Below are 25,227 nucleotides of genomic sequence, written 5' to 3' on the forward strand. Positions count from 1 at the left end.
GCCATATGTCCGATATTCGGACATATCGTGGCGTTTGGCTTATCACGCGCGTATGTGGGAAACCATATGTCGTTCCTGACGGCTGCGCTTCTGAGTGAGCAACGGCGGCTGGTGCTGTGGGTGCCCGTGGGGCTGGCGCTGGGGGATCTGGCGTATTTCCTGCTGCGGCAGGAGCCTTCCCCCTTCTGGGGCGTGGGGGTTCCGCTGGCAGGGTTGGTGCTGGGTGTGTGCGGGCTTGTGGCCGGGTGGCGTTCCCTGTGGGCGCGGCTTGCGGGCGGAGGCTGCATGGCGCTGGCGGTGGGTGCGCTGGCGGCATGGGTGGCCACGCACCGCCAGCCGCCCATGCCGGAGCTGCCGCGCCGCGCGGTGATGGTGTCTGGCCGGGTGCAGTCTCTCACGTTTCTGCCGCCACGCGGGGCGGAGGCGGAGGAGGTGCGCCGTGTTGTGCTGGCCGGAGCGAGATTCGAAACTCCGCTGGACCACGGCATGGCTCCCCTGCAGCGCACCCTGAGCCTCGCTCTCCGCCCGGATGACCCTGCGAGTCTCTGGCCGGGGCGGGCTGTGCAGGTGCGGGCGCTGCTGCGCTCGCCCGCCTTTCCGGCCTTGCCCGGAGGGCGGGATTTTCAGCGTGAGGCCTGGTTTTCAGGGAGTGCGGGGTCTGGCCGGGCGCTGGGGCTGGTGCAGCCTGCGGGCGAAGACTGTGCGGGTGTTTCCGCCCCAGGCGTGCAGTCCGCCCCGGATGCGTCGCCGTGCCCGGTGCCAGCCCGGATGATGCCCGGGCAAGGCTGGTTTTATATGGCTCTGGAGTCGCTGCGTGAGCGGATGGATGCGCGCATCCGGCAGGTGCTGCCCGGTGCCGCCGGGGCTGTGGCCTCTACCGTGCTGACAGGCGAGGGAGCCTCCGTGCCGCGCACGGTGCGGGACGAGTTTGCGGCCTCCGGGCTGGCGCATCTGCTGGCGGTGGCGGGGCTGCATCTGGGCATTGTTCTGGGTGTGCTGATGGCGATGTTTCGCATCGGTTTTTCCGCGTGGGAGTGGGCGGTCCTGCGCTGGCCGTGCAAGGCGCTTTCGGCCCTGCTGGCGCTGCTTGGGGGTGCGGCTTACGTGGTGCTGACCGGCCTGCACCTGCCCGCTGCCCGCAGCCTGATGATGGCCGCCGTGGTGGTGCTGGGGCTGGCTACGGGCCGCCGCGCGGTGTCCATGCGCGGGCTGGCTCTGGCTGCAACGCTCCTTCTGCTGATCATGCCGCAGGCGCTTTTGGGGGCGGCATTCCAGATGTCCTTTGCCGCTGTGATGGCGTTGATCGCGGGCTATGAGGTGGCGGCCCCTCATCTGGCTCGTCTGCGTGAGGAGAGGCGGGGGTTCCGGCACTGGGTTGCGCGTCATATCGCAACACTGGCGTTGACCAGCCTGCTGGCGGGATTGGCTACACTTCCCGTGGTCATGGCGCATTTTGGCGAAGTGCAGCCTTTTTTCATTCTGGCCAATCTGGTTGCCGTGCCGCTGATGGCCGTGTGGATCATGCCGCTTGGCCTGATGGCGCTGGTGCTCATGCCCCTGCATCTGGATGTTTTGCCGCTGCACCTGATGGGCTGGGGCATTCAGAGTGTGCGGCATGTGGCGCACGCTATTGCGCACTGGCCCGCCGCCCGCATGGCGGTGCCGCAGATGCCCGGTTGGGGGCTGGCGGCTGTGCTGCTCGGGTTGTGCTGGCTGTGCCTGTGGCGGCCGGTGTGGCGTCTGGCGGGCGTGCTGCCCATTCTGGCCGGTATGCTGTCTCCCTTTCTGGTGGCGCAGCCTGACCTGCTTATCAGCCCGGATGGAGGGCTTATGGCCGTGCGGGAGGGGGGCGTGCTGCGCATGGGAGGGCAGTCGCGCGGTGCCGGGATGGTGCGGGCGGCCTGGCAGCAGGCTCTGGCACGACCGGTGGAGCCTTTCCCGGCAGAGGGCGGTGAAACACCGGATGGCGCGCTGGTGTGCGGGCAGGATGCCGTGCCGGATGTGTGTGTGCTGTCTCTGAAAGGCTATTCCGTGATCCTGCGGGTGCGGGACAGGTCGGATGGTGAGGCGCTGCTCCCCGAGTCGCTGTGTGCGGGGATGGATCTGGTTATCAGTGCGGCGCCCCTGCGCCAGTCCTGCCCCGGCGTGCGCGGGCTTGACCGGTTTACAGCGTGGCGAGAGGGCGCGCAGGCTGTGTTCCTGCGGCCTGATGGCCTGCGAGTAGTGTCTGACCGCAGCCTGCGCGGTGCTCGCCCGTGGGTGATGAAGCCCGGCGGGCACGGCATGCCAACCTTGCCACTGGCACCTGAGGAGTAAGCGGCAGGGTTGGTCCGGCCGGGGTTCAGTCCGGCTGGTTGGTAAAGGCTTCCAGAACACGGCCGGAATAGACAAGAGCCGCCCCGGCGTTCAGGGCCACGGCCACACCAAGGGCTTCAGCAATTTCTTCCTTTGTGGCACCGGCTTTTTTTGCAGCAACAGTGTGTACGGAAATGCATCCGTCACAGCGGGTGGTGACGGCAACGGCCAGGGCAATCAGCTCCCGCGTCTTGGCATCCAGATGCGTGTGCCCGGCGGGCACGGTTTCCATCGTCTGCAAACCCTGAAGGGTGTTGGGGGAAAGCTGGGCAAAAACCTTTGTATTGGCACCCAGATTGGTGCGGTAGGCGTTCCAGTCCATGAGTCATGCTCCTGCGTGGGAAGGACGCTCGGGAGTGTCCTTTCGGAGAGGCGTTCTGTCACGACACAGTTAGGAGAGCATCCGGACTCTTGCGGAAAGACCTGTCTCCCCGCTATCGGCCTATAGTTATGACATACATCAACAAGGACGGGGTTTCGTCTGTTACAGGGCGCGGACCTCTGGCTCTCTACCGGGAGCGTACCGCTTCCGGAGACCTGAACAGTGATCCGGACCAGGCCCGTGTGGTGGAGCGGCTTGACCAGCTCTGGCACGAGCTGGCCTCCATGCCCCCTCCGCCAGCCCCTGCCAGAGGCGGCCTGCTGGCGGGCCTTGCACGCAGGCTGAAGCCTCAGCCCGCACCGCAGCGCCCGCGCGGGCTGTATATCGTGGGGCGGGTTGGCCGTGGCAAAACCATGGTGATGGACCTGTTCTACGGTTGCGCGCCGGTCCGGCGGAAGGAGCGCATCCATTTTCTGCGCTTCATGCAGGATGTGCACCAGAAGCTGCATGCCCTGAAAGCCGCCAACCCCGGCATGGCAGACCCTATCCCCCCTCTGGCGGAGGCTATTGCCGCCCGCGCCAGCCTGCTGTGCTTTGATGAATTCCAGGTCAATGACATTGCCGATGCCATGATTCTCGGGCGGCTGTTCGAGGCGCTGTTCGCACGTGGGGTGGTGATTGTCGCGACATCCAACACCGAACCGGGGGAACTCTTTCAGAATCGCCCCGGCGCGGATGCGTTCAAACCGTTTATCGCCATCATCAAGCGTGAGCTGGATACGGTGGAACTGGACTCCCCGCGGGACTATCGGCGTGGGCGGCAGCAGGACCGGGAGACATGGCTGGTTCCCGCAGATGCACAGGCTCATGCCAGATTGGAGGCCATTTTCGCCCGACATGCCGGTGCGGAGAAGCCTGCTCCTGTCACGCTGGAATTCAGCGGGCGCACCTTTGAGGTGGAGCAGGCGGCAGGGCCGGTTGCCCGGCTTGATTTCAACTCTTTGTGTGGCGCTCCACGCGGGCCGAATGATTATCTGGCGTTGGCCAGACGCTTTCCGGTGCTGATTATCGAGGGAATTCCGTGCATGGGGCAGGATGAGGCCAATCTTGCCCGGCGCTTTATAACCCTTGTGGATGCGCTGTACGACAACGGAAATCTGCTGTTTGCCTCGGCAGCGGCACAGCCTGACCAACTTTTTACCACCGGAGAAGGGTCTGACGCATTCGCCCGTACAGCCTCACGCCTCGCCGAGATGGGCAGTGAAAGCTGGCTGGCGCGCGGGGCTGCGGCGGCGCAGGCAGCGCATGGGCTCTCCACACCGTGACAGCGGCCTCTCTTGTCCCCGCTTCTGCTGCGGTCTAGCAAAATCATCAGAGCGGCTGAAGGCGGACGGTCTTCAGCCTCACGGAATTGAGACTATGCGGGCAGGGCGCCCGGCGCCACAGCGTGGGGTAGAGAAAAGATGATCCGGCTTACGTTCAGGATTAACATAACCGCTGGCTGCCAGAACGGGCTTGCCCGGCAGCAGGGAGAACTCTGATCATGGCAGCTTCAGACGTGCTGACAACCGCGCTTAACGGGGCGAATATCGCATATCTGGCGGACCTTTATGCCCGCTGGGTGCAGGACCCCAAGAGCGTTGACCCCTCTTTCGACACGCTTTTCGGGTCTTTGGATGATGATGAAGCCGCTGTGCTGAAAGATGCCGTGGGGGCCTCCTGGGCTCCGCGGGCGTCCATCATCACGGGGGAAGACCCCGCACCACCCGCAAAAGCGGGTGCGGCAGGCAGTGCCGCCGGCGGGCTGGCGGCATCAGACAGTCTGGCCATTGCCCGGCTGATCCGCGCTTTCCGTGAATACGGGCACCGGGAAGCCCGGCTGGACCCGCTGGGGCTGCGTGAACCACGGGCCATTGAAGAGCTGAACCCGGCGACTTACGGGTTTGAGCAGAAAGATCTGGGGCGCGAGGTCTATATCGGCTCCCTGCTGGCTCCGCTGCTGAAGGGCCGTTCGACCGCTAAGGTGAGCGAGGTTATCGAGGCCCTGCGTGCCGTGTATTGCGATACGATCGGCGCGGAATATATGCACGCCCGCAATGTGGAGCAGCGCGCCTGGCTGCGTGAGCGGCTGGAAGGAGCGCAGTGGCGCGCGCAGGTGACAGCGGATGAGCAGAAAACCATCCTGAAGAACCTGACCGAGGCGGAGGGTTTTGAGTCCTTCTGTCAGAAACGCTACGTCGGGGCCAAGCGCTTTGGTCTGGAAGGCGGGGAAATCTCCATTCCTTCCCTCCATGCCATTATTGATCAGGCGGCGTCTCATGGCGTGACATCCGTCACCATCGGTATGGCGCATCGCGGGCGTCTGAACACGCTGGTGAATGTGGTGCGCAAGCCCTATGTGGCCATTTTCAATGAATTTGCGGGCGGTTCGTTCAAGCCGGATGATGTCGCGGGTTCGGGCGATGTGAAATATCATCTCGGCTCCTCCACGGATGTGGAAGTGGGCGGGCGGTCCGTGCATATCTCCCTGCAACCCAACCCCTCTCATCTGGAAGCGGTGGACCCTGTGGTGTGCGGCAAGGTGCGCGCCATTCAGGATGATGCCGGGGATACAGAAACCCGCAGCGCCCATATGGGCGTGGTGATCCATGGTGATGCCGCATTTGCCGGGCAGGGCGTGGTGTATGAAACACTCTCCATGTCCCAGTTGCCGGGTTACCGCACGGGCGGCACCATCCATATGGTGGTGAACAATCAGGTGGGCTTTACCACCAACCCGGAAAACGGCCATTCCGGCATTTACGGCACAGATGTTGCCAAGGCGATTGAAGCGCCGGTGCTGCATGTGAACGGGGATGACGCCGAGGCGGTGATTTTTGTCTCCCGTCTGGCGGAAGATTACCGGCAGACATTCTCCAGTGATATCGTGCTGGACATCGTGTGCTACCGCCGCCACGGGCATAATGAAACGGATGAGCCCGCCTTCACGCAGCCTGTGATGTACAAGGCGATTGCGGACCACGAAACACCCCATACGCTCTACGCAAAACGCCTTGTGCAGGCAGGCATTGTTTCAGAGGATGAGGTCAAGGGCCAGTGGGATGCCTTCTTCCAGAAGCTGGATGAAGATTACAAGGCCGCGCAGTCCTACCGGGTGAACAAGGCAGACTGGCTTGAAGGCGACTGGGCCGGGCTGGTTCCCCCCACAACCGGCAAGGTGGAAGCCGCGTACCCGGAAACGGGTGTGGCGCTTGAAACGCTTCAGAAAATTGGTGCCGCAATCAGCACCGTTCCGGATGACTTTGACCTGAACGCCAAGATTGCCCGCCAGCTTAAAGCTAAGGCCGGAATGTTCTCCTCCGGTGAAGGGTTTGACTGGGCAACGGGTGAGGCGCTGGGCTTTGGCTCCCTGCTGCTGGAAAAACACCGCGTGCGCCTGTCTGGTGAAGACTGCCAGCGTGGCACGTTCAGCCAGCGCCATGCAGTGCTGATTGATCAGGCAAACCAGACCCCCTTCACACCGCTGAACCATATTGAAGAGGATCAGGCCCGGATCGAGATCTGGAATTCCCATCTCTCGGAATTCGGGGTGTTGGGCTTTGAATATGGCTACTCCCTGCGCAACCCGAAAACGCTTGTGCTGTGGGAAGCGCAGTTTGGTGATTTTGCCAACTGTGCGCAGGTGATTATCGATCAGTTCATCGCATCTGGTGAAACCAAGTGGCTGCGGATGTCCGGTCTGGTTATGCTGCTGCCCCACGGGTATGAAGGGCAGGGGCCGGAACATTCCTCCGCGCGGCTTGAGCGCTACCTCCAGCTCTGCGCTGAAGACAACATGTTCGTGTGCAACATCACGACACCTGCCAACTATTTCCATGCCCTGCGCCGGCAACTGAAGCTGGATTATCGCAAACCGCTGATCCTGATGGAGCCGAAATCCCTGCTGCGGCACAAGCTTGCGGTCTCCGCTCTGGCGGATTTCGGACCGGGCACGCGTTTCCAGCCTGTGCTGCCGGATGTGAATGATCCGGAACAGGATGCCATGGTGCCGGATGCCAGCATCAAGCGTGTCGTGATCTGCTCCGGTAAGGTTTATTATGACCTGCTGGCTGCGCGGCGCGAAAACGGCGTGAAGGATGTGGCCATCCTGCGTCTGGAGCAGCTCTATCCGTTCCCCGAAAAAGCTCTTGCGGCTGAGCTGAAGCGTTATCCTGAAGCGGACATCATCTGGTGTCAGGAAGAAACGGAAAATGGCGGGGCCTGGCATTTTGTTGATCGCCGGATTGAAAATGCGCTTCAGGCCGCGCAGCATAAGGCGGGCCGCCCCCGTTATGTGGGGCGTGCCGCAGCGGCCAGCCCCGCCACAGGGCTGGCGCGTATCCACGCGGCCGAACAGGCCAACCTTGTGGAAAGGGCCTTGGGTTTGAAAAAAGCGGACTGAACAACACATCATCTGAAAAGACCGCCTGCCCGGTGAGGCAGGCATGACCAGCCGGCAGATTTGAAAACCATGAGGGCTCTGCCGGTAGCGTTTGAAGGAAATGGGGACATAGGATGTCAGTCGAAATCAAGGTGCCGACACTGGGTGAGAGCGTCACAACAGCCACAGTTGCAAAATGGCTGAAAAAAGCAGGGGATACCGTTGCTGCGGACGAACCGGTTGTTGAGCTTGAAACCGACAAGGTGAGCGTGGAAGTCTCCGCCCCTCAGGCTGGTGTGCTGGGTGCGGCAGTGGCGAAAGAGGGTGATGAAGTGGAGGTTGGCGCTCTGCTGACCACGCTGGAACCCGGCGGCGCCGGGGCTGCAAAGTCTGCGGCCAAAGCCGCTCCGGCCGAGCAGAAGACTGCTCCCGCAGCCGCTGCACCGGCAGCTCCTGCTGCCCCGGCCCCCAAGGCGGCACCGGCTTCCGCCCCGGCGGTGGATGCCGCAGCAGCCCTGCCCGCCGCGCGCAAGATCATGGCCGAACATGGCCTGAGTGCCGAGCAGCTTGGTGCGGGCACCGGCAAGGATGGTCGTCTGACCAAAGGGGATGTTCTGGGCTTTCTGGCTCAGCCGCCGGTGGCTCAGGCCCCCGCCGCGCCGAAACCCGCCCGGAATGATGACCCGCGTGAAGAACGCGTGAAGATGACGCGCCTGCGCCGGACCATTGCCCGCCGCTTGAAAGATGCGCAGAACACCGCAGCTATTCTCACAACCTTTAACGAGGTTGATCTTTCCGAAGCCATGGCCATGCGTGCGGAGTATCAGGACGCATTTGTGAAAAAGCATGGTGTGAAGCTGGGCTTTATGTCCATCTTCTCCCGCGCCGTGATTGCCGCGCTGAAGGAATTTCCGGCCATTAACGCCGAAATTGATGGGGATGACGTGATTTATCGCGACTTCATCAATCTCGGGATTGCCGTGGGTGGCCCGAACGGGCTGGTGGTGCCGGTTATCAAGAATGCCGATACGCTGAGCTATGCCCAGATTGAAAAAACCATTGCCGGTTTCGGGAAAGCCGCGCGTGAAGGCACGCTGAAAATTGATGATCTGGCCGGTGGTACCTTCTCCATCACCAATGGCGGGATTTACGGCTCCCTGCTGTCCACCCCGATCCTGAACGCCCCGCAGTCCGGTATTCTGGGCATGCACTCCATTCAGGAACGCCCTGTGGCCGTGAACGGGCAGGTGGTGATCCGCCCGATGATGTATATCGCACTGTCCTATGATCATCGCATTGTGGACGGGAAAGAGGCGGTCAGCTTCCTTGTTCGCATCAAGCAGCATGTGGAAGACCCGCGCCGTCTTCTTATTGACGTCTGAGACTGTTCAGGGCTGGCAGGAGGAAACTCCCGCCAGCCTTTGTGTTTTACGTACCCCTGACCGCGAGCGAGAGCAAAGCCATGCCGATTGAAATCAAGGTTCCGTCCCTTGGAGAAAGTGTTACCACCGCCACCGTAGGGAAGTGGCTCAAGCAGCCGGGAGACGCCGTGAAGGCGGATGAACCGGTTGTAGAGCTGGAAACGGACAAGGTGAGCGTGGAAGTGCCCGCTCCGGCGGATGGTCGGCTGGCAGGCCATGCGGTTGCGGAAGGGGATGAAGTGAGCGTGGGCGCTGTGCTGGCCACGCTGGAAAAGGGTGCGGCTGGTGCTGCCCCGGCTCCGGCTTCCGGTGCGGCAAAGGCGGAAAAACCTGCCCCCGCAGCAAAAGCCGCAGCCCCCGCTGCTGCACAGGTGCCCGCCCAGACGGATTATGATGTGGTGGTGATTGGCGCTGGCCCCGGCGGGTATGTGTGCGCCATCCGGGCGGCACAGCTTGGGTTCAAGGTGGCCTGTGTGGAAAAACGCGCCACACTGGGGGGCACCTGCCTGAATGTGGGCTGCATTCCTTCCAAGGCGCTGCTTCAGTCTTCTGAAAACTATCATGCCGCAAGCCATGATTTTGCGGATCATGGGGTCGTGATTGAGAGCGTGAAGCTTGACCTTGCCCGGATGCAGGCCCGCAAGGCGGATATTGTTGGCGCGAACGTGAAGGGTGTCGAATATCTCTTCAAGAAAAACGGCATCACCTGGCTGAAAGGCCACGGCAAGGTGGAAGGCACTGGCCGGATTACGGTGGATGGCAAGCCGGTTACGGCAAAGCACATCATTATTGCCAGCGGGAGTGACAGCGCGGGCCTGCCGGGCATTGAGGTGGATGAAAAAACCATTGTCACCTCAACAGGCGCACTGGAACTCTCCGAAGTGCCGAAGCGCCTTGTGGTGATTGGCGGCGGTGTGATCGGCCTTGAGCTGGGGAGCGTCTGGCAGCGCCTTGGCGCGGACGTGACGGTGATTGAATATCTCAACCGTCTGGTGCCGGGCACGGATAATGAAGTTGCCACCCAGTTCCAGAAGCTGCTGGTCAAGCAGGGCTTCAAGCTGAAGCTGGGCCATAAGGTGACCAAAGCCGAGAAAACCAAAAAAGGCGTGGTGCTGACAGTTGAACCGGCCGCCGGTGGTGCCGCGGAAACGCTGGAGGCCGACATTGTTCTGCTGGCCGTGGGCCGCACCGCTGCCAGCAAGGGTATGGGGCTGGAGGAAGCCGGGATTGAGCTGGACAAGCGCGGCCGCGTGGTGACAGACGCCCATTTTGCCACCAACGTTCCGGGCATTTACGCCATTGGGGATGTGATTGCCGGACCGATGCTGGCGCACAAGGCTGAAGAAGAAGGCGTGGCTCTGGCCGAAATTCTGGCAGGCCAGGCCGGGCATGTGAATTATGACGCCATTCCGGGTGTGATCTACACATGGCCGGAAGTAGCCTCCGTCGGCTTTACGGAAGAGCAGCTCAAGGAAAAGGGAACGGCTTATAAAACGGGCAAGTTCCCCTTCATGGCCAATGGCCGTGCGCGGGCGCTGGGCATGACGGACGGATTCGTGAAGGTTCTGGCTTGCGAGAAAACTGACCGTGTTCTGGGCGTGCATATCATCGGCCCGTGTGCGGGTGAGCTGATTGCCGAAGCCACCATGGCGATTGAGTTCGGGGCCTCCGCCGAGGATATCGGTCGGGTGTGCCATGCCCACCCCACACTCAGTGAAGCGGTAAAGGAAGCCGCTCTGGGGGCTGATAAACGCTCGATCAATATTTGACGATTTCCCTCCTGCGGAAAGGAATGCCATAATCTTTTCTGCGAATTGGGCAGGAGAGACTTGGTATGTCAGGGGCAAGGTGTCCGACACTTCTTTTTATCGCCGGCAGCTTGTTTCTTGTGCCGGGCCTGGCTCAGGCCGCGGGTGTCCCTCCTTCGCCCCGTGCCGGGCAGGAAGGGGGCCAGCCCGCGCAGGCTGATCAGGAGGGTGCTCCTTCTCCCGCACTGTCTCCGGCGGAGCCGGTGCTGAAAGAAGCGCCGCCCCTGCCGGACCTTCCGGTGCTGAATGAAGCGGAAGCCCGGGCCGAGGCCACCCGCCTGAACAGTGCCTTCCGGCATGAGGTGCCGGTGGCGCTGAAAGTCTCAGCCACACAGAAAGCCGCATGGATCACGCTGGCGCAGGAACAGATCCACCAAGCCTCTTTCCGGCTGGACCGGCCACAGGTTCTGCTGGTGGTGGACCGTAATCCCGCCGTACAGCGCATGTGCCTGATGCTGGCGCTTCCCGGCCGGTCAGACTGGCAGGTGATTGGCAGCACGAAAGTGTCCACCGGCACCACAGGGCGGAAGTTCTATTACATCACCCCCACCGGTGTGTTTACCAATACAGCCGATATTCTTGGCTACCGTGCTTTGGGCACCAAGAACGAGAATGGCATTATGGGTAACGGCACCAAGGGCATGCGGGTGTGGGATTTTGGCTGGCAGTGGGCGGAAAAAGGCTGGCTGCCATCGCGTGAAAAAGGGCAGATCCGGCTGGAAATGCACGCAACGGACCCTGTCTATCTGGAAAGCCGTCTGGGCCATGTGGCCTCTGAAGGTTGTATCCGTATTCCCTCTTCCCTGAATGTCTTTATTGATAAGCATGGGCTGATTGACGCGGAATATGAGCAGATGGCGGTGATTGATGACCGCTTCCGTGCGTTGCTGCGGCCGGACCGGGTGGCGTCCCGGCTGGCGGGGTCTGCCGTGGTGGTGGTGGACAGTGCGAACAGGCCTGACCTCGCGCATGTCACGATTACTGAAAACAAGACAACAACACGCCGCACCGCGCAAACGCATAGCTGAAGGCGTGGTGAGGGTTTAAAAAAAGCGTGCGGGGTTTCCCTCGCACGCCTTTTCTGTTTCCGCAGGTCTGCAGAAATGCAGGGCGTGGCCCTTACAGGTCGGCAGGCACCTTGCCGCCATTTGCAGCCAGTTTCTGGCGCACTTCCTTGATCAGCCAGACGTTCATGGTGGCGGAATCTTCCGTATCGCCCGTGTAGCCCAGTTCAGCGGCCAGCTTCTTGCGGGCATCCAGAGAGCTGTCCAGGCCCAGAAGCTTCAGCAGGTCCACAATGGATTCTTTCCAGTTGAGGTTCTGCCCGTTCTGTGCGGCCAGGCCTGTCAGAACGGCATCAATGTCCACCGGAGCAGCCGGGGCGGCTGCTGCAGCAGAAGCAGAGGATGCGGCTGCCGGAGCGGCAGATGCATCAGCGGGAGCAGCAGACGGTGTGGCAGCGCTCGCGTGGTGGAAAATGGAGGAGAGGATTGTGCCGAAAATGCTCATTCTGAAAAGTCCTTTCGTAACAGACAGAACTCAGCCCCAGCCCGGAGAACGGTGCCGCGTGCTGACGCATGTCCTTGCAGACCATACACCAATAGGCGTGGTTGCAAAGGAAGCTGCGCTTCGGATTGAACGATTTGCATGAGGGAGAGGCAGCCCCTGCCTGCCAGACAGGCAGAGCAGGGGATGCGGAGGAAAGACGCGGCGGCCCGCCGGGAAGGCAGGGCCGCCGGTCTGCCCGGGGTAGTTTTAGTAGCGGTATTCTTCGTGCTTGAACGGGCCGTTGACCGGCACGTCAATGTAGTCAGCCTGCGTCTGGCTCAGGGTGCTGAGCTGTGCGCCAACCTTGGCCAGGTGCAGGAAGGCTACTTTCTCATCCAGCTTTTTGGGCAGGGTGTAGACCTTGGGTTCGTACTTGCCTGCCGGTGCTGTCCAGAGTTCGATCTGGGCCAGCGTCTGGTTGGTGAAGGAGGCGGACATCACGAAGGAGGGGTGGCCCGTGGCGTTGCCAAGGTTCACCAGACGGCCTTCGGAGAGGATGATCAGGCGCTTGCCATCAGGGAACACAACTTCATCCACCTGCGGCTTGATGTTGTCCCATGTGAAGTTGCGCAGGGCGTTGATCTGGATTTCAGAATCGAAGTGCCCGATGTTGCACACAATGGCGCGGTGCTTCATGGCGCGCATGTGCTCAAGCGTGATGACATCCACGTTGCCGGTTGCGGTCACGAAAATATCGCCACGGGGGGCGGCGGCTTCCATGGTCACTACTTCATAGCCTTCCATGGCGGCCTGAAGAGCGCAGATCGGGTCAACTTCCGTCACCAGCACGCGGCAGCCTGCGTTGCGCAGGGAGGCGGCGGAGCCTTTGCCCACGTCACCATAACCCGCCACAACGGCAATCTTGCCAGCCATCATCACGTCTGTGCCACGGCGGATGGCATCCACCAGGCTTTCGCGGCAGCCGTACAGGTTGTCGAACTTGGATTTGGTGACGCTGTCATTCACGTTGATGGCCGGAACCTTCAGCGTGCCTTTTTTCTGCATTTCCCACAGGCGGTGCACACCGGTTGTGGTTTCTTCAGACAGGCCTTTCACGTTGGCCAGCAGTTCCGGATACTTGTCATGCATCATGATGGTGAGGTCACCCCCATCATCCAGAATCATGTTCGGGGTCCAGCCATCGGGGCCCTGAATGGTCTGCTCGATGCACCAGTTGAATTCGTCTTCCGTCAGGCCTTTCCAGGCGAACACGGGAACGCCGGCGGCGGCAACAGCCGCTGCGGCCTGATCCTGTGTGGAGAAGATGTTGCAGGAAGACCAGCGCACGGTTGCACCCAGAGCCGTGAGCGTTTCAATCAGCACCGCGGTCTGGATGGTCATGTGCAGGCAGCCTGCAATGCGCGCGCCCTTCAGCGGCTGGCTGGCGCCGTATTCCTCACGGAGCGCCATCAGGCCCGGCATTTCGCCTTCCGCGATGGAAATTTCCTTGCGGCCCCAATCCGCGAGCGAGAGGTCTTTAACCTTATAGTCGGTCATGATTGTCCTGCCTCATGTCAAAATCGAGCGTTTCTATACAGGCTGGGAGGCGGGCAGGCCAGCCGTAACCCGCATCCTTGCGATGCAAACCTGCGGGACTGCTTGCCAGAGAGGCGGTTTTCTGGTCTCCACAAGGCAGATTATTCCTCTGAACAGCATCTGTCTGGCGTGGTTATGGCTTTGCTCCGGTCCGTTCTTTTCAATGTTCTGGCTTTTGTGCTGACCCTGCTGATGGGCGTGGGCGCCTTTCCCATCCGCTGGTTCGCAAAGCGGTATGCACTTCCCTATGCCCGGCTCTGGGCGCGTCTGGTTCTGCTGCTGTTCCGCAGGATTTGCGGGGTGGAGGTGCGCATTACCGGGCAGGAGAATCTGGCCGCCGCAGGGCAGGGGCCGATGCTGATAGCCTCCCAGCACCAGTCGGCGTTTGATACGTTGATCTGGATGCTGCTGCTGCCGCGTCCCTCTTACGTGATGAAGGGCGAGCTGCGCCGCATCCCGCTGCTGGGGCCAATGCTGATTCTGGCAGGCATGATGCCGATTGAACGCGCCGCCGGGGCCAAGGCCATGCGTGTGCTGCTGCGGGAGACGGAAAAGGCGGTGGCGGCCGGGAAGCAGATTGTCATCTTCCCCGAAGGCACGCGCACAGCCCCCGGCGCGCAGGTGCCGCTCAAGCCCGGTATTGCCGCCATGGCGGCCCATGCGGGGCTGCCGGTTGTGCCGGTGGCGACCAATTCCGGCCTGTTCTGGGGGCGGAACGCGTTTTTAAAGCGGCCGGGTGTGCTGTACGTGGCCATCGGGGCTCCTGTTGCGCCTGCAAACCGGAAGCTTCTGCTGGGTGAGATTGAAAAGAGCTGGCGTGTACTTGAGCAGGACTTTGCCACACCGGGTATCACGGCGCAGGCGCAGGAGGCCCCGCACGGGGGATAACCCGGATTATCCTGTGGATAACTTTGTGGATGCACAGATCAGACTTTTCTGCTCAGCGCTGTAAATGCAGAGTTTTTCTGCTCAGTTCCAGTAAATGCGCTGGCGAATACTGGTGAGGTTGTCTTCCTGATTTTGATTGAAAATTAATAAAATCTTTTCAAGAAAACGATTTTTTCAATTTTAAACTTTTATGAAGATCCATCGTAAAACTGTCATTTTCTCAGTCGCTGCTTTGGAGCAGGCGTTCTGCGCAGGGGTGTGCGGAATGTGGACAAAAAACGGGAGCGCGGAAAAACCCGTATGAAACAGGCGTTTGCGAGCGCAGAAGCGGGGGCCTGTCCGGGGTGTTTGAGAGGAGATGAAATTTTGGTAAGCGTGGGGGCCTGTTCGCTCAGATAGAGTTTTTCATGCCCCAGATGATGCCCGCCGTCCGGCTGCCGCCGTTTTTACTGCGCAATGCCCGCATTTTACCAGATCGGGATGACATTTTGCCGCTGTTGCCCAAAAACGCCGTGATTGCGGAGGTGGGCGTCATGACGGGGGATTTCTCCCGGAAAATCCTGACGGTTTGCAAACCACGGGTATTTTACGCGCTGGATATGTTCACCGTGCATGAGTTGCCGGAGGTCTGGGGGCGTCCCTCTACTGAAATGTTTGCGGGTAAAACACATCAGGATTTTTATGAATCCCGCTTTGCCAGTGAGATTGCGGAAGGCCGGATGCGGGTGCTGGCAGGGGATAGCGGCGTGATGCTCGAGCAGCTTCCCGAGCGCGGGGTGGATGTCATTTATCTGGACGCCGACCATAATTATCAGGCCGTGGTGCGTGATCTGGAGCTGTGCGAGCGCAAGCTGAAGCCGCATACAGGCTTGCTGGTGCTGAATGATTATATCATGGCAGATGGCGGCGGCCCGTATGGTGTGATTCAGGCCGCGCATGAGTTCATGCTGCGTTATGGTTGGGAAATGGTCATTTTTACCCTTCAGGAATACATGTATTGCGACATCGTTTTGCGCAAACACCCCGCCACGCGCCCGCGCCGTATTCTGCAAAGGCTTGTGCAGAAGCTGGGGTATAACGGTCTGGGGCGGTTCTAGGTGATCTCCCGCCACTCCGGGTGCGAGAAATCCGCCGCGCGTTGCGGGAGCGCGCGGCCTGAGTGTGTGCGGCTTTGAAGCGGGCTATCCGTGTCGCACTCTGTGCTTCCGTGGGTGGGTTGGCTCTGACGAGTGCTTTCTGGTGGGCCGGGGTGCATTTTCTGGAAGGCAGACTGGCGGCCGCCGCTTATTCTGCTGCCACTGCCACTGCCACTGCCACTGCCACTGCCACTGCCACTGCCACTGCCAGTGTCGAGGCCAATACCAATACCAGCGCCAATAGCGGGCAGAGGCTGGCTGACCGGTGCCGGGTGGCTTTTCAGCATAAGGAGCATGGAGGCTGGCCATTCCGGGCACAGGTAGTGCTGGAGGGGGTGCAGGTGGTGTGCGGAGTGTCCGCGGGGCCTGTGGGTTTTTCTTACGGCGTGCCGCATGTCACGCTGGAACTGGCGCTCTGGCACCCGCTGACAATGCTGGCGAGGCTGGAAGGCCCGCAAGGGCTGGCTCTCTCCGGTGGAGGCATCAAGGGCGCGGGGCGTCTGGTGCTCAGAACAGAAGGGGCCGCCAGCGTGCTGGCTCTGCCGCTGCGAAGGGTGCAGGCGGGCAGGCTTGCGTTCCATTCGGCGTTTCTGCGGCTGGTTCCGCTGGAGGGCGCGGCGCAGGCGCATCCGGTCACGCTTCGGGATGTGGCGGGCACATTGGTGTGGAACAGGCAGGCGGATGCACAGGCCAGCGCCGTGGGTCTTTCCTTTACCGCTGGTGCTGCCGTGGTCGCCCCGTGGGCGGAGCGTGTGGAGGCGGTGCGGGGAGCTGTTTCATTGCCCGGCCCGATGGCCCGGCTTTCCGCCCTGTGGCCGCAGGCAGAAAGCGGGCGGCGTGAGGAGACCCAAAACCCTGTTCAGAATGAGCCCCGGACTCATGCTCAGGATGATGGTCAGAATCAGGAGGCGGGGGACAGTCAGGGGCACGGTCAGGGTCTTGCCGGGATATCTGGCGGGGAGGCTGAGGGGCACCCGGCAGCACCTGCGGAGTATGCGGAAATTCTGGTGCAGCATCTTGCCGGGCGCTGGCGAGGGCTGGGTTTTTCATGGTCCGGGCGGCTGGTGAAGGCACCCGGCAGCGCGGCACTAGGGGAAACATGGCTCACTCTGAACGACTGGCGGGCGTTTCTGGCCCGATTGCAGCAGGATAAAACCCTGACGCCAGCCCAGACGGAACTGCTGGCAAAACTGACGGATCAGCTTGAACAGCGTACCGGCGGTATGGATGCTCCGCTGAGCGTGCCCGTGCAGGTGCGGCAGGGTGCCGCGCAGTTGGGCGGAGTGCCCATCCTCTCCCTGTTGGCAACACTGCACGGTGTTGCGGCACAGGGGCAGGCGCTCTCCGGTACGCCGCGGGCGGCCCTTCCGTTGCCGGATGTAGGCGCGCACTAAGCCGTTAAAGAAGCGTGTGGGTTAAAACGTATCCTTCTCGCGCCGTAATCTGGCGAGGGTCGGGACATCCGCAGCGCGCAGAAACGGATTGGTGGCGCGCTCTTCCCCCAGTGTGGAGGGCACGGTGGCGCGCCCCTCCGCGCGCAGACGTTTGACCTCGGCAACGCGGACTTTCAGGGCGGCATTGTTCGGTTCAGCATGCAGGGCAAAGGCGCTGTTGCCTTCCGTATATTCATGGCCGCAGCATACCAGCGTGTCATCCGGCAGATCCGCAAAGCGTTTCAGGCTTTCAAAAAGCTGCTCTGCCGTGCCCTCAAACAGGCGGCCGCAGCCCAGACTGAACAGGGTATCCCCACAGAACAGCGTGGGCGGGTTTGCAAAATAATAGCTGATATGGCCGCGTGTATGGCCCGGCACGGCAATCACCCGGCCTTCGGACTGACCAAGGGAGAGGTGGTCTCCGTCATGTAGGGCGATATCCAGAGCAGGCATGCGCGCCTGTTCGGAGGCCGGGCCGGCAACACGGGCCTTGTAGCGGGCACGCAGGGCTTCTGTGCCGCCAATGTGGTCCGCATGGTGGTGCGTGAGCAGGATCAGGTCCAGCCGACCGCCTTCCGCATCCAGAACAGATTGGATGGGGGCGGCCTCTCCGGGGTCTACAATCGCGGTGCAGCCGGTTTCCGTGTCCCGCAGGAACCAACTGTAGTTATCCGATAGAACCGGAATGGCGCGGGTCTGAAGAGGCATGGTGTCGGTTCTCCTGAAAAAACTGCGGCTGAAAGCCTCTGCCGGAAACAAGCACCGGGCTCCTGCCGCTGAACACTGCTGCCGGATTGCGCAGCCACAGAGCGCGGCAGGCCCCCGTGGCGGGAGAAGGCAGGGCTTAAGCCGGTGCGCGCACGGGATGCACGGTGATGGCGCAGGCACGGCTACTCATGATACGCCTGAAGAATGCATAAGGCTATTCCTCCCTCAGCGGACGCGTTTTATCAGACCCACGCTGGCCAGACCTGCGCGGCGCTGCTGCGTGAACGCCTTCAGTGGTTCTGGCCAGACCTGCGTGGCCAGCGCGTGCTGGGGCTGGGCTATGCCGGGCCGTATCTGGGCGCGTGGCAGGGGCGGGGTGCCTTGTGTATTTCCGCCCGAACCCCGGAACACGGGATGGGGCGTGCCGCAGGGCATGCCCTGCACCAGAGCATTGGCCCTGTGCGTGAGTGTGTTGTGGACCAGTATGCTCTGCCTTTTGAGGATGAAATGTTCGACCGCGTTGTTCTGGTGCATGCCTGCACGGATGCGGCGCAGATGGTGCCGCTGCTGCGGGCGGCTGGCCGGGTGCTGAAGGATGACGGGCGGCTTCTGCTGATTCTGCCCAACGCGTTGGCGGGCAGGCTGCGCCAGAGGGGAACGCCTTTCGCGCAGGATGTTGCGTGTTCCCGCACGGCATTACGGACCATGCTGGGGCACGCCATGCTGCTGCCTGAACGGCGGGATGAAGCGCTGTTTCTCCCGGCCCGGCACGCCTGCGCCAGCATGCGGCGGGGGCGGCGGCTGGATATTGCCGGAAAGGTGCTCCTGCCGGGGCTGGGGAGCTTGATGCTGGTGGAAGCGGTGAAGGATGTGTTTTCCGCAATACCGCTGCCGCTCCGGTCTTCACAGAGCTGGTACAGAAAGCTGCTGTTGCCCGCACAGGGGGCCGCTACACAGAAACAGGGGGAGCCGCAGCGCCGCTCCATGCCGGAAGAGCAGGCAGCCCGAATACCGGAGGCCTAAGGCAAATTCTCCCTCTGTGGCCTTGCCTTCCGGCGCGGGCGTTGCCACAGAACGGCGTGCATGGTGTTATCCGCCGGTCCTGTACATTCAGATCTGGAGCCAGAGTTCCATTTTCACGTCTTTTGTTCTTTGCAGCCTGTTCGTTTTGTTTGTGGTGGCGGGGGTTCTGGCAGTGCTGCCCGAGCGCCTGTTGCGGCAGTGCGCCTCCTGGCGATCGGAAATTCTGGCCGGGGTCTGGGCATGTTCCGGCCTGCTGGCTCTGGCAGGGGCTGCGGGCAGGCTGGAGGGGGGCGTCAGCTGGTTCCCGGTGTTCGGGATGGATGGCCCCGCTCTGCCCATGTTGGTGCTGCTGGCTTTTACCGGCGGCCTGATGGGCGTGGGGCCACGGGGGCTTGCCTGTGCGCTCACGGGGTTGGCGTTTCTGGCGCTTTCTCCTCTGGTGTTCGGGCTTCTGGCGGGCACAGCGCTGGTGCTGCTGGCGGACCGTGGGCAGCAGGGCGTCTGCCTGCCTTTTGCGGTGCTGCCTGCCTGTATTCCGGCGGATAGTCCGCTTTCTCCGCCGTCTCTGTGTCTGATGGTGCTGCTGCTGGGGTGGGCTGTGTCTTCCCAGAAAGGGCCGGAGGCCGTGCTGCCGGCGGGTATTGGCCTGTTCCTGCTGGGGCGGCTACTGGCGGAAGCCGGGGTGCTGCCCCCTGTGCAGCAGGCGTTGCTGATTGTCAGCGGTGGGGCGGTGGCACTCTGGGGGGCCGTGCAGGCGGTGCGTAGTCCGAAGGCGGCCAGCATTCTCTCCGGCGTGGCCACGGCAGGCTATGGCGGCATGGTGGTGATGCTCACGCTGGCTCTGGCTGTTTCCGTGAAAGGGGGAGACCTGTTCCGCACGGCGACATTGCTGGCAACGGGCACACCGTTTCTCGCCCTGCTGGCCGCACTCTGGCTCTCGCGGCAGGATGGCGGGCTGTTTGCTCCGCAAAGTGCCGTGGCGCAGGCGCGGGGCGGGCGCTCTGCTCTGGGGGTGAGCCTTGCCCTGCTCTCTGCCGTGCCTCCCATGGGTGGCTTTGCCGTTTTCTGGTGCCTGCTTGGTGCGGGGGAAGGGGCTGCGGCCAATACCCACCCGGCACAGGCCCTCTGTCTGCTGCTGGTTCTGACAGGGGCCGCCTGCGTGATGGCGCTGGGGATGATCGGCCTGCTTCGGGTGGGGCTTATGGCTTTCGTGCAGACGCAGGAGGAGCCGCGCGCCCTGAGCCCCGTGCTCCTGCTCCCGGCATGGATCTGCGCAGGCTGTGCTGTGGTGGTAACGGTGCTGCCCGGTGGCTGGCTGGCGCTGGTGGATCATCTTTTTGCAGGCGATACACCGCATGCATTTGCGTGGGGGATGCTGGGCAGCGTGGGGTTTGCCGGGTCTGATATCAGCCTGACCCCTCTTTTCTCAGCACTCGCGCTGGGTGTTTGTGTGGCGGGCGCCGGGCTGCTGGGGCGTGCTTTCGGCGTGTTCCCACTCCGCCCGGCCGTCTCGGGTGCTGCCGAATGGCGGGAAGGCGCGCCGGTGGTGGCGTATGATGGTGAGCCCCCCGCTCTTCCGGCAGCGGCGGCAGGCGTGCCGGTGATCTGGGTTGCGTTCGGAATGCTGCTGGGTGTGGGCGGGCAGAAACCCTCTGAATGGCCTGTGGTGGAAAAAACCGGGGCCGGTGCCCGCTATCTTCAGGCAGTGCTGTTCAGAACTGTTGCCTGGTGTGAAGCGCAGGGCATGGTTCTGATTCTGCTTTTTCTGGGGGCCGGGCTTCTGCTGGGGCTGTTTGCGGCACGATGACGCATGATCTCACATGGGGCTGGTCCTTCGCCAGCCTGCTGGCTCTCGCACTTCAGACGGTGCTGCTGGTTCTCGCAGCTCCCTGGTTCAGTGGCTGGGTCAATCGTCTGGCGGGCAGACTGACGGGAGAGAGGCGCTTTCACGCAGGGGGGCGCTGGCTGGAAATCCGGCATCAGTTCCGCCGGTCCGGCCTGCGGCAGAAAGGGGATGGGCTGAGTGCGCTGGCCTGCCGGGGGGCGCTGATTCTGGCGGTTTTTGCGGCGTGCATGACGCCGGTTTTCACCCTTGTTCCGTCGGGCTTTCCCGCACCGGGCTTTTTCCTGCTGTGTGCGGCACTGGTTGGGGCCTCTCTCCTGCTGTGCCTGCCGCTGGTGGTGCAGGCGGGAGCAGCGGCTCTGGCCGGATATGCTGCCCTGCTGGCCGAAGGGCTGCTTCTGCCAGCCCTCGTGCCGGTTCTGATGATGGCGGGCGGGCAGGATTTTTCCGCGTTTCTTGCCCGGTTGCGCCCGCTTTCTCCGGCAGGGGATGGCGCGCCCTTCGTGCTGATGGGTGTGGCGCTTTTTCTGGTTGCGGCCTGGAAAGGGCGGCAGGCGGGGGAAGAGCTTTCCTGCCAGCTTTCCGGGGCGGACCGTGCGTTATGGATGCTTGCAACAGATTGCGTGCAACTGGTCTGGATTACGCTGGCCGGAGATATCGCATGGGCGGGCAGTCTCGCCATGCCGGGTGAGAGCGGCATGGAGCCGTGGCTGGCGCAGTGCCTTGCCGGGGCCGGGTTCTGGCTGGCGAAGCTGGCAGTCGCGGCGTTTCTGCTTGCTGCAACACAGTTGATGGTGCTGGCCTTCCCGCGCCGGGCGCGGGTGCGTCTGGCGGCGGTGTTCCTGCTGGGGCTGCTGGCATGGCAGGTGGCCTATCCGCAGCAGGCCGGCCCTGCCGCGCAGGATAAAACGGCGTTCGTGCAGGAGGGGCAGGACCCTGCCTTTGGTGAGGAAAGGGGGGCTGCGCCATGACACTTGCGGTCATTCTGGCGCCGCTGCTGGCGCTGTGCGTCGTGGCGCGCGGGATCGGCTTTCTGCCTGCGCTGGGGGTGGTTACGGCGGTGGCCATGCTGGTGGACCATCTGGCACCGTTGCAGGAATTTGGCGCGGCCTGCGTGGTGGTGTTCTCGGTTCTGCCGGTCTGGTTTGTCAGCCGGTATCAGGATGATGGCGCGCAGGAACGCACCGGCCCTGCCGTGCCGTTTCTGGCGCTGGGGTTGATGGTCATCCTGCAACTGACAACAGGTGTGCCCGCCGCCACGGCGGAGGCCGCGGGCCAGCATACGGGGGCAGCCTATCTGCCTGCCGGCCTGTGCGTGGCGCTGGCGGGGCTGGTGGCGGTCACCTGCCGTCAGGCCATGGTCTGGCAGTGGGCTGGGCTGCTGGCCTGTGTGGATGGTGTCATGCTGTCCGGCGTGATTGAAAACCAGATGATGGTTGTGGGCGTGACAGCGCTTGCGGGCGGCGTTGTGGCGGTTCTGGGCGGGCTGTGCGTGCATCGTGTCATGCTGCGTGCCGCCGTGGCGCCTGCAAAGGGAGGCGAGGCGGGTGGACCCAAGGCACGCTCTGCTTCCTTTGATCTGGGCGAGATTTCTCCAGCAGGTATGGAAACAGATGTGGCACATGCAGCCGGTCCGGAACCGCGCGGGTTGCGGCCGGATGCGGTAGTGGGGCCGCGCCTCCGGGCCGAGGTGGAAGACCGTGAGGAGGAGGGGGGCACACCCCCCGGCCGCACTAAAACACCAGCCCAGCCCAAACCAACGCAGTCCCAACCAAGCCAGACCAAAACGGAAGGCGACGCCGAAACTCCGGCGGAAACACGCCCCGAAGGCCCGGGTGCCGAACAGGACGACCTCCCGGTGGACGGGGATGAAGAAGACGCTGATTGTCCTGTGGGCGAGACGTTGCCCGGCAAGGCGGCTCCTGCCTCCGGGACGGATGCCGAAGCTGACCCTGCTGCTCCCTCGCCCGACGCGGAACCGGAGCATGTGGTTGGCACGGAACCCGAAACCTCGCCAGAAAAACTTTCGCCAGAAGAGCCCTCCCCGGAAGAATCTTCTTCGGAAAAGTCTTCGGCTGAAGGCGCACCTGCTTCCCGGCGCACACCGGAGATGATCGCGCGGGATGTCTGGTTGAAAGGCTATCTGTCCGAACGCGGGAGGGATGCATGACCATTCCTGTTTTTCTGGCGGCACTGGCCTTTGCTTGGCCGCTGCTTGGCGCGGCCATTGTCATGGCGGCCCCATCCCCCCGCAGCCGGGAGACGGCAATCTGGATGGCCGGAGCGGGTTGTGCGCTGGCGGTTGCGGTATTTCTCTTCCCCGCGACCGGTGCCGAAGGGTGGGATGATGACCCTGTGCAGCGCGCCGGGCGCGTGATGCTGGCGTTTGGCCTGCTGCTGACCGTGATGGAAAACGGCACGCTGAAAGACCGGCTGCTGCGCGGCCTGCCACATGTTTCCACGGCGCTGGCGGGGCTGGCCTGTGTTACCCCCGACCCCATCGTCGGGCTGGGGATTCTGGAAGCCGCTCTGGCCTATGGCGTATTTGTGTTCAGCCGCCCGGCGGGGCAGGCCCGGGCCGGGTGGGCGTTGGTCAGAACCGGTTCGGTAGGGATTTTTCTGGTGCTGGCGGGCCTGCTGTTGCCTGCGGCTTCGGCCCCGGCAGGGCTGATGATGGCGTGCGGCCTTGTGATGCTCGCAGGGCTGACCCCCTTCGGTCAGCCCTGGCGGGAGGAAAATGATACCTATCTGTTCCTCCCCTTTGCCGGGGCTGCACTCCTGCTTTCCATGCGGATGCGCGCCCATGGGGGAGATGCGTTCGATACGGCTCTGGTTGCGGCTGGTCTGGCCTCTGTGTGGCTTACGGCCTGCGCCGGGCGCTCGGGTGAGGGCCTGCGCCTGTTCCGCACCTTTCCGTCTGCTCTGGCGTTGATAGCGGTCGGGGCGCGGGCGGATGTCGCGGCCCTGCTGTTCCTGTGTGGCTGGTGTCTGGCGGGGGGGAACCGCTCAGGGCGCTCATGGGCCGCGCGGGCGCTGGCCTGTTTTCCGCCGGGGGCGCCGTTTGTGGGCTGCCTGCTGCTGCTCTCCATGCTCAGTGACTGGTCCTGGAGCGTGACGGTGCTCACCGTGGCCGGAATTCTGTGCGCTGTGGTGCGTGCTGTGCCGGTGGAAGGGTTCACGCAGGATCTATGGCCGGAGGATGCCGCCGGGCGGGTGGCCTGTAGCGTGCTGGTGCTCACCGGGTTTCTGGTGCCGCTGGCCATGATGCTGGGAGCGTTCTGATGGATGCCGTAGACCTTATCCGCGCCGGGCAGGAAACGGAAACGCCCTGGCGCTTCCGGCTGGACGAGCTGGGCTGGCGCGATATGGTCACAGCCCTTGGGCAGGACACGCTGCCTTTTGTCGGCCTGTGGTGTGATGAGACGGATGTGCATGCCCTGTTCATGCCTTCCGCCCGGCAGCCGCTGGCGGCAACGCTGGCGCTGGAGGACGGGCGATACCCGGCTCTTTCTCCCGCACGCCCCATTTCCAGCCTGTATGAGCGCATGGCGTATGATCTGCAGGGGGCGGAGGCCATGTGGGCGGTGGATGTGCGCCCACTGGTTGATCATGCTGTGTGGTCCGCAACGCAGCCGCTGGCGGCCAGCCCCGGTCCTGCGGGTGGGCACAAGGGGATGATCAGCTTTCAGCCCTCGGAAACCCTTCTGGCCGCGGGCGGCGTGAATGGCGGAGCCGGACCTGCCACAGGCGGGATGGAAACGCCCGTGCATGTCGCCATGGCTTTTGCCGGGGAGACCATTACGCAGGCCGAAGCTGTTTCAGGATACGCACACCGGGGGCTGGCGCTGCGCTGGCGTAACAGCCGCGTGGAGGATGCCTGCCGCCTGAGCGGGCGTGTGGCAGCCGGATGCTCGGTCGCGCATCAGGTGGCGTTCTGTCAGGCTGTGGAGGCCGCCTGCGGGCGGGCCGTGGGGCCGGAGGCCGGGTTGATCCGTGTCGTGCTGGCGGAACTGGAACGCATTGCGCTGCACCTGCACACGCTGGGCGGGCTGGCGCGTGGGGCCGGGGCGCGTGTTGTGGCCTCCCGCTGCGCATGGTTTCGGGAAAAGCTTCTGGCTGAGTCCGCACCGGTTATCGGGTCGCGCCTGCTGATGGACCATTGCGTGCCCGGCGGCGTCAGCCTGCGGGATGCAACGGGGCTGGGCGAACTGTGCGCCCGCCTGGCCGCACTGGGCGAGGAGATTTATCCGGCGCTGGCCTCGTTATGGCGCACCTATCCGGCCTTGTCCGCCCGTTTGGGTGGTCTGGGGCCGGTGAATGCCGCAGTGCTCGACCGGGTGGGGGTGGATGGCCCCATCGCACGCGCCAGCGGGCGTGATTGTGACGGGCGCCGCACCCAGCGCGCTTATCAGCCCCTCTGGCGGCTTACAGCGGGCCAGCAGGGCGGCACAGCGGAAGATCGCGCCCTTGTCCTGCTGGATGAGATTGGCGAAAGCCTGCGGATGCTGGGTGAAGCAGGCCCCCGGCTGGGGCTGACCGCCGGGGGGCGTGTGGACCTGCCCATGCAGGATGGTGAAGGTGTAGGCACCATGGAAGGCCCATGGGGCAGTGTGGTCTACTGGGTGCGCCTGCATGCGGGCCGTGTGGCTCAGGTGTTCACGCATGATCCGGCTTTTGCGGCGCTCATGGCGTTCGAGGCAACGCTGCCGGGGCTGAACGTGGCGGATCTGGCACTGGCGCGGCAGTCCCTTGGGGTGAATGCTGCGGCGCTGGATGGCTAGACAAC

Annotated in this window: 20 protein-coding genes; 15 read left to right on the plus strand and 5 right to left on the minus strand. The window is 63.1% G+C overall.

Features of this window, described 5'->3' with window-relative positions; translation table 11 throughout:
* Positions 1 to 66: 66 nt before the first annotated feature.
* A complete protein-coding gene (locus tag GOB82_RS00890) occupies positions 67 to 2,316 on the plus strand; it encodes a ComEC/Rec2 family competence protein (RefSeq protein ID WP_166118498.1) in 2,250 nt (749 codons plus the stop codon).
* A gap of 25 nt (positions 2,317 to 2,341) precedes the next feature.
* On the opposite strand, the gene GOB82_RS00895 is transcribed toward GOB82_RS00890, so the two are convergent.
* Positions 2,342 to 2,677 (minus strand): carboxymuconolactone decarboxylase family protein, encoded by a 336-nt coding sequence (locus tag GOB82_RS00895; protein ID WP_166118500.1) that lies wholly within the window; start codon positions 2,675 to 2,677, stop codon positions 2,342 to 2,344.
* A 128-nt stretch (positions 2,678 to 2,805) separates the two neighbouring features.
* On the opposite strand from GOB82_RS00895, the gene zapE reads away from it, so the two are divergent.
* From zapE to GOB82_RS00920, 5 genes are all read left to right on the plus strand, one after another.
* Positions 2,806 to 4,002: a cell division protein ZapE gene (gene zapE / locus GOB82_RS00900; RefSeq protein ID WP_166118502.1), complete on the plus strand. Its 1,197-nt coding sequence runs from the start codon at positions 2,806 to 2,808 to the stop codon at positions 4,000 to 4,002.
* A gap of 218 nt (positions 4,003 to 4,220) precedes the next feature.
* Positions 4,221 to 7,118 (plus strand): 2-oxoglutarate dehydrogenase E1 component, encoded by a 2,898-nt coding sequence (locus GOB82_RS00905; RefSeq protein ID WP_166118504.1) that lies wholly within the window; start codon positions 4,221 to 4,223, stop codon positions 7,116 to 7,118.
* 113 nt (positions 7,119 to 7,231) lie between these two features.
* Positions 7,232 to 8,479, plus strand: coding sequence for a 2-oxoglutarate dehydrogenase complex dihydrolipoyllysine-residue succinyltransferase (odhB, locus tag GOB82_RS00910; protein WP_166118506.1), 1,248 nt, complete (start codon positions 7,232 to 7,234; stop codon positions 8,477 to 8,479).
* An 80-nt stretch (positions 8,480 to 8,559) separates the two neighbouring features.
* Positions 8,560 to 10,287: a dihydrolipoyl dehydrogenase gene (lpdA, locus tag GOB82_RS00915; RefSeq protein WP_166118508.1), complete on the plus strand. Its 1,728-nt coding sequence runs from the start codon at positions 8,560 to 8,562 to the stop codon at positions 10,285 to 10,287.
* A gap of 65 nt (positions 10,288 to 10,352) precedes the next feature.
* The gene (locus GOB82_RS00920; protein ID WP_166118510.1) at positions 10,353 to 11,354 is read left to right on the plus strand and encodes a L,D-transpeptidase; all 1,002 of its coding nucleotides are present in this window, start codon (positions 10,353 to 10,355) and stop codon (positions 11,352 to 11,354) included.
* Positions 11,355 to 11,445: 91 nt separating this feature from the next.
* Here GOB82_RS00920 and GOB82_RS00925 read toward each other — a convergent pair whose 3' ends face one another.
* Positions 11,446 to 11,835 (minus strand): DUF3597 domain-containing protein, encoded by a 390-nt coding sequence (locus GOB82_RS00925; protein WP_166118512.1) that lies wholly within the window; start codon positions 11,833 to 11,835, stop codon positions 11,446 to 11,448.
* A 246-nt stretch (positions 11,836 to 12,081) separates the two neighbouring features.
* Complete coding sequence (ahcY, locus tag GOB82_RS00930) at positions 12,082 to 13,371, minus strand: adenosylhomocysteinase (RefSeq protein ID WP_166118514.1); 1,290 nt, start codon at positions 13,369 to 13,371, stop codon at positions 12,082 to 12,084.
* Between the two features lie 174 nt (positions 13,372 to 13,545).
* Here ahcY and GOB82_RS00935 point away from each other — a divergent pair, with 174 nt between their 5' ends.
* Positions 13,546 to 14,298 (plus strand): lysophospholipid acyltransferase family protein, encoded by a 753-nt coding sequence (locus GOB82_RS00935; protein ID WP_166118516.1) that lies wholly within the window; start codon positions 13,546 to 13,548, stop codon positions 14,296 to 14,298.
* Positions 14,299 to 14,705: 407 nt separating this feature from the next.
* Positions 14,706 to 15,395 (plus strand): class I SAM-dependent methyltransferase, encoded by a 690-nt coding sequence (locus GOB82_RS00940; protein ID WP_166118517.1) that lies wholly within the window; start codon positions 14,706 to 14,708, stop codon positions 15,393 to 15,395.
* On the opposite strand, the gene GOB82_RS13255 is transcribed toward GOB82_RS00940, so the two are convergent.
* Positions 15,392 to 15,730: a hypothetical protein gene (locus tag GOB82_RS13255; RefSeq protein WP_194300298.1), complete on the minus strand. Its 339-nt coding sequence runs from the start codon at positions 15,728 to 15,730 to the stop codon at positions 15,392 to 15,394. The genes GOB82_RS00940 and GOB82_RS13255 overlap by 4 nt on opposite strands.
* Between GOB82_RS13255 and GOB82_RS00950 the strand changes: the two genes are divergently transcribed.
* The gene (locus tag GOB82_RS00950) at positions 15,707 to 16,828 is read left to right on the plus strand and encodes a DUF2125 domain-containing protein (protein ID WP_166118519.1); all 1,122 of its coding nucleotides are present in this window, start codon (positions 15,707 to 15,709) and stop codon (positions 16,826 to 16,828) included. The two genes, GOB82_RS13255 and GOB82_RS00950, sit on opposite strands and share 24 nt — an antisense overlap.
* 21 nt (positions 16,829 to 16,849) lie before the next feature.
* On the opposite strand, the gene gloB is transcribed toward GOB82_RS00950, so the two are convergent.
* Complete coding sequence (gloB, locus tag GOB82_RS00955; RefSeq protein ID WP_166118521.1) at positions 16,850 to 17,575, minus strand: hydroxyacylglutathione hydrolase; 726 nt, start codon at positions 17,573 to 17,575, stop codon at positions 16,850 to 16,852.
* A gap of 204 nt (positions 17,576 to 17,779) precedes the next feature.
* On the opposite strand from gloB, the gene GOB82_RS00960 reads away from it, so the two are divergent.
* Genes GOB82_RS00960 through GOB82_RS00985 form a run of 6 tightly spaced genes read left to right on the plus strand, consistent with a single transcriptional unit; the run spans position 17,780 to position 25,222 of the window.
* On the plus strand, positions 17,780 to 18,598 hold the full coding sequence (locus GOB82_RS00960; RefSeq protein ID WP_166118523.1) for a class I SAM-dependent methyltransferase: 819 nt from the start codon (positions 17,780 to 17,782) through the stop codon (positions 18,596 to 18,598).
* Positions 18,599 to 18,614: 16 nt separating this feature from the next.
* The gene (locus GOB82_RS00965; protein WP_265793747.1) at positions 18,615 to 20,405 is read left to right on the plus strand and encodes a hypothetical protein; all 1,791 of its coding nucleotides are present in this window, start codon (positions 18,615 to 18,617) and stop codon (positions 20,403 to 20,405) included.
* Positions 20,402 to 21,412: a hypothetical protein gene (locus GOB82_RS00970; RefSeq protein ID WP_166118525.1), complete on the plus strand. Its 1,011-nt coding sequence runs from the start codon at positions 20,402 to 20,404 to the stop codon at positions 21,410 to 21,412. The genes GOB82_RS00965 and GOB82_RS00970 overlap by 4 nt, the downstream gene beginning before the upstream one ends.
* On the plus strand, positions 21,409 to 22,611 hold the full coding sequence (locus GOB82_RS13260) for a hypothetical protein (protein ID WP_194300299.1): 1,203 nt from the start codon (positions 21,409 to 21,411) through the stop codon (positions 22,609 to 22,611). The genes GOB82_RS00970 and GOB82_RS13260 overlap by 4 nt, the downstream gene beginning before the upstream one ends.
* Positions 22,608 to 23,723: a hypothetical protein gene (locus GOB82_RS00980; RefSeq protein WP_166118528.1), complete on the plus strand. Its 1,116-nt coding sequence runs from the start codon at positions 22,608 to 22,610 to the stop codon at positions 23,721 to 23,723. Before GOB82_RS13260 ends, GOB82_RS00980 begins: the two co-directional genes overlap by 4 nt.
* Complete coding sequence (locus GOB82_RS00985; RefSeq protein WP_166118530.1) at positions 23,723 to 25,222, plus strand: NADH-quinone oxidoreductase subunit D-related protein; 1,500 nt, start codon at positions 23,723 to 23,725, stop codon at positions 25,220 to 25,222. The genes GOB82_RS00980 and GOB82_RS00985 overlap by 1 nt, the downstream gene beginning before the upstream one ends.
* The last annotated feature ends 5 nt before the right edge of the window (positions 25,223 to 25,227 follow it).

The organism is Acetobacter farinalis, assembly GCF_011516935.1.
GTDB lineage: Bacteria > Pseudomonadota > Alphaproteobacteria > Acetobacterales > Acetobacteraceae > Acetobacter > Acetobacter farinalis.

Bases quoted from the DNA above. Each gene is read 5' to 3' on its own strand.
- GOB82_RS00890 (WP_166118498.1), top strand. From the start codon at position 67: ATGTCGTTCCTGACGGCTGCGCTTCTGAGTGAGCAACGGCGGCTGGTG.
- GOB82_RS00895 (WP_166118500.1), bottom strand. From the start codon at position 2,677: ATGGACTGGAACGCCTACCGCACCAATCTGGGTGCCAATACAAAGGTT.
- zapE (WP_166118502.1), top strand. From the start codon at position 2,806: ATGACATACATCAACAAGGACGGGGTTTCGTCTGTTACAGGGCGCGGA.
- GOB82_RS00905 (WP_166118504.1), top strand. From the start codon at position 4,221: ATGGCAGCTTCAGACGTGCTGACAACCGCGCTTAACGGGGCGAATATC.
- odhB (WP_166118506.1), top strand. From the start codon at position 7,232: ATGTCAGTCGAAATCAAGGTGCCGACACTGGGTGAGAGCGTCACAACA.
- lpdA (WP_166118508.1), top strand. From the start codon at position 8,560: ATGCCGATTGAAATCAAGGTTCCGTCCCTTGGAGAAAGTGTTACCACC.
- GOB82_RS00920 (WP_166118510.1), top strand. From the start codon at position 10,353: ATGTCAGGGGCAAGGTGTCCGACACTTCTTTTTATCGCCGGCAGCTTG.
- GOB82_RS00925 (WP_166118512.1), bottom strand. From the start codon at position 11,835: ATGAGCATTTTCGGCACAATCCTCTCCTCCATTTTCCACCACGCGAGC.
- ahcY (WP_166118514.1), bottom strand. From the start codon at position 13,371: ATGACCGACTATAAGGTTAAAGACCTCTCGCTCGCGGATTGGGGCCGC.
- GOB82_RS00935 (WP_166118516.1), top strand. From the start codon at position 13,546: ATGGCTTTGCTCCGGTCCGTTCTTTTCAATGTTCTGGCTTTTGTGCTG.
- GOB82_RS00940 (WP_166118517.1), top strand. From the start codon at position 14,706: ATGCCCCAGATGATGCCCGCCGTCCGGCTGCCGCCGTTTTTACTGCGC.
- GOB82_RS13255 (WP_194300298.1), bottom strand. From the start codon at position 15,730: ATGCTCCTTATGCTGAAAAGCCACCCGGCACCGGTCAGCCAGCCTCTG.
- gloB (WP_166118521.1), bottom strand. From the start codon at position 17,575: ATGCCTCTTCAGACCCGCGCCATTCCGGTTCTATCGGATAACTACAGT.
- GOB82_RS00960 (WP_166118523.1), top strand. From the start codon at position 17,780: ATGCATAAGGCTATTCCTCCCTCAGCGGACGCGTTTTATCAGACCCAC.
- GOB82_RS00970 (WP_166118525.1), top strand. From the start codon at position 20,402: ATGACGCATGATCTCACATGGGGCTGGTCCTTCGCCAGCCTGCTGGCT.
- GOB82_RS13260 (WP_194300299.1), top strand. From the start codon at position 21,409: ATGACACTTGCGGTCATTCTGGCGCCGCTGCTGGCGCTGTGCGTCGTG.
- GOB82_RS00980 (WP_166118528.1), top strand. From the start codon at position 22,608: ATGACCATTCCTGTTTTTCTGGCGGCACTGGCCTTTGCTTGGCCGCTG.
- GOB82_RS00985 (WP_166118530.1), top strand. From the start codon at position 23,723: ATGGATGCCGTAGACCTTATCCGCGCCGGGCAGGAAACGGAAACGCCC.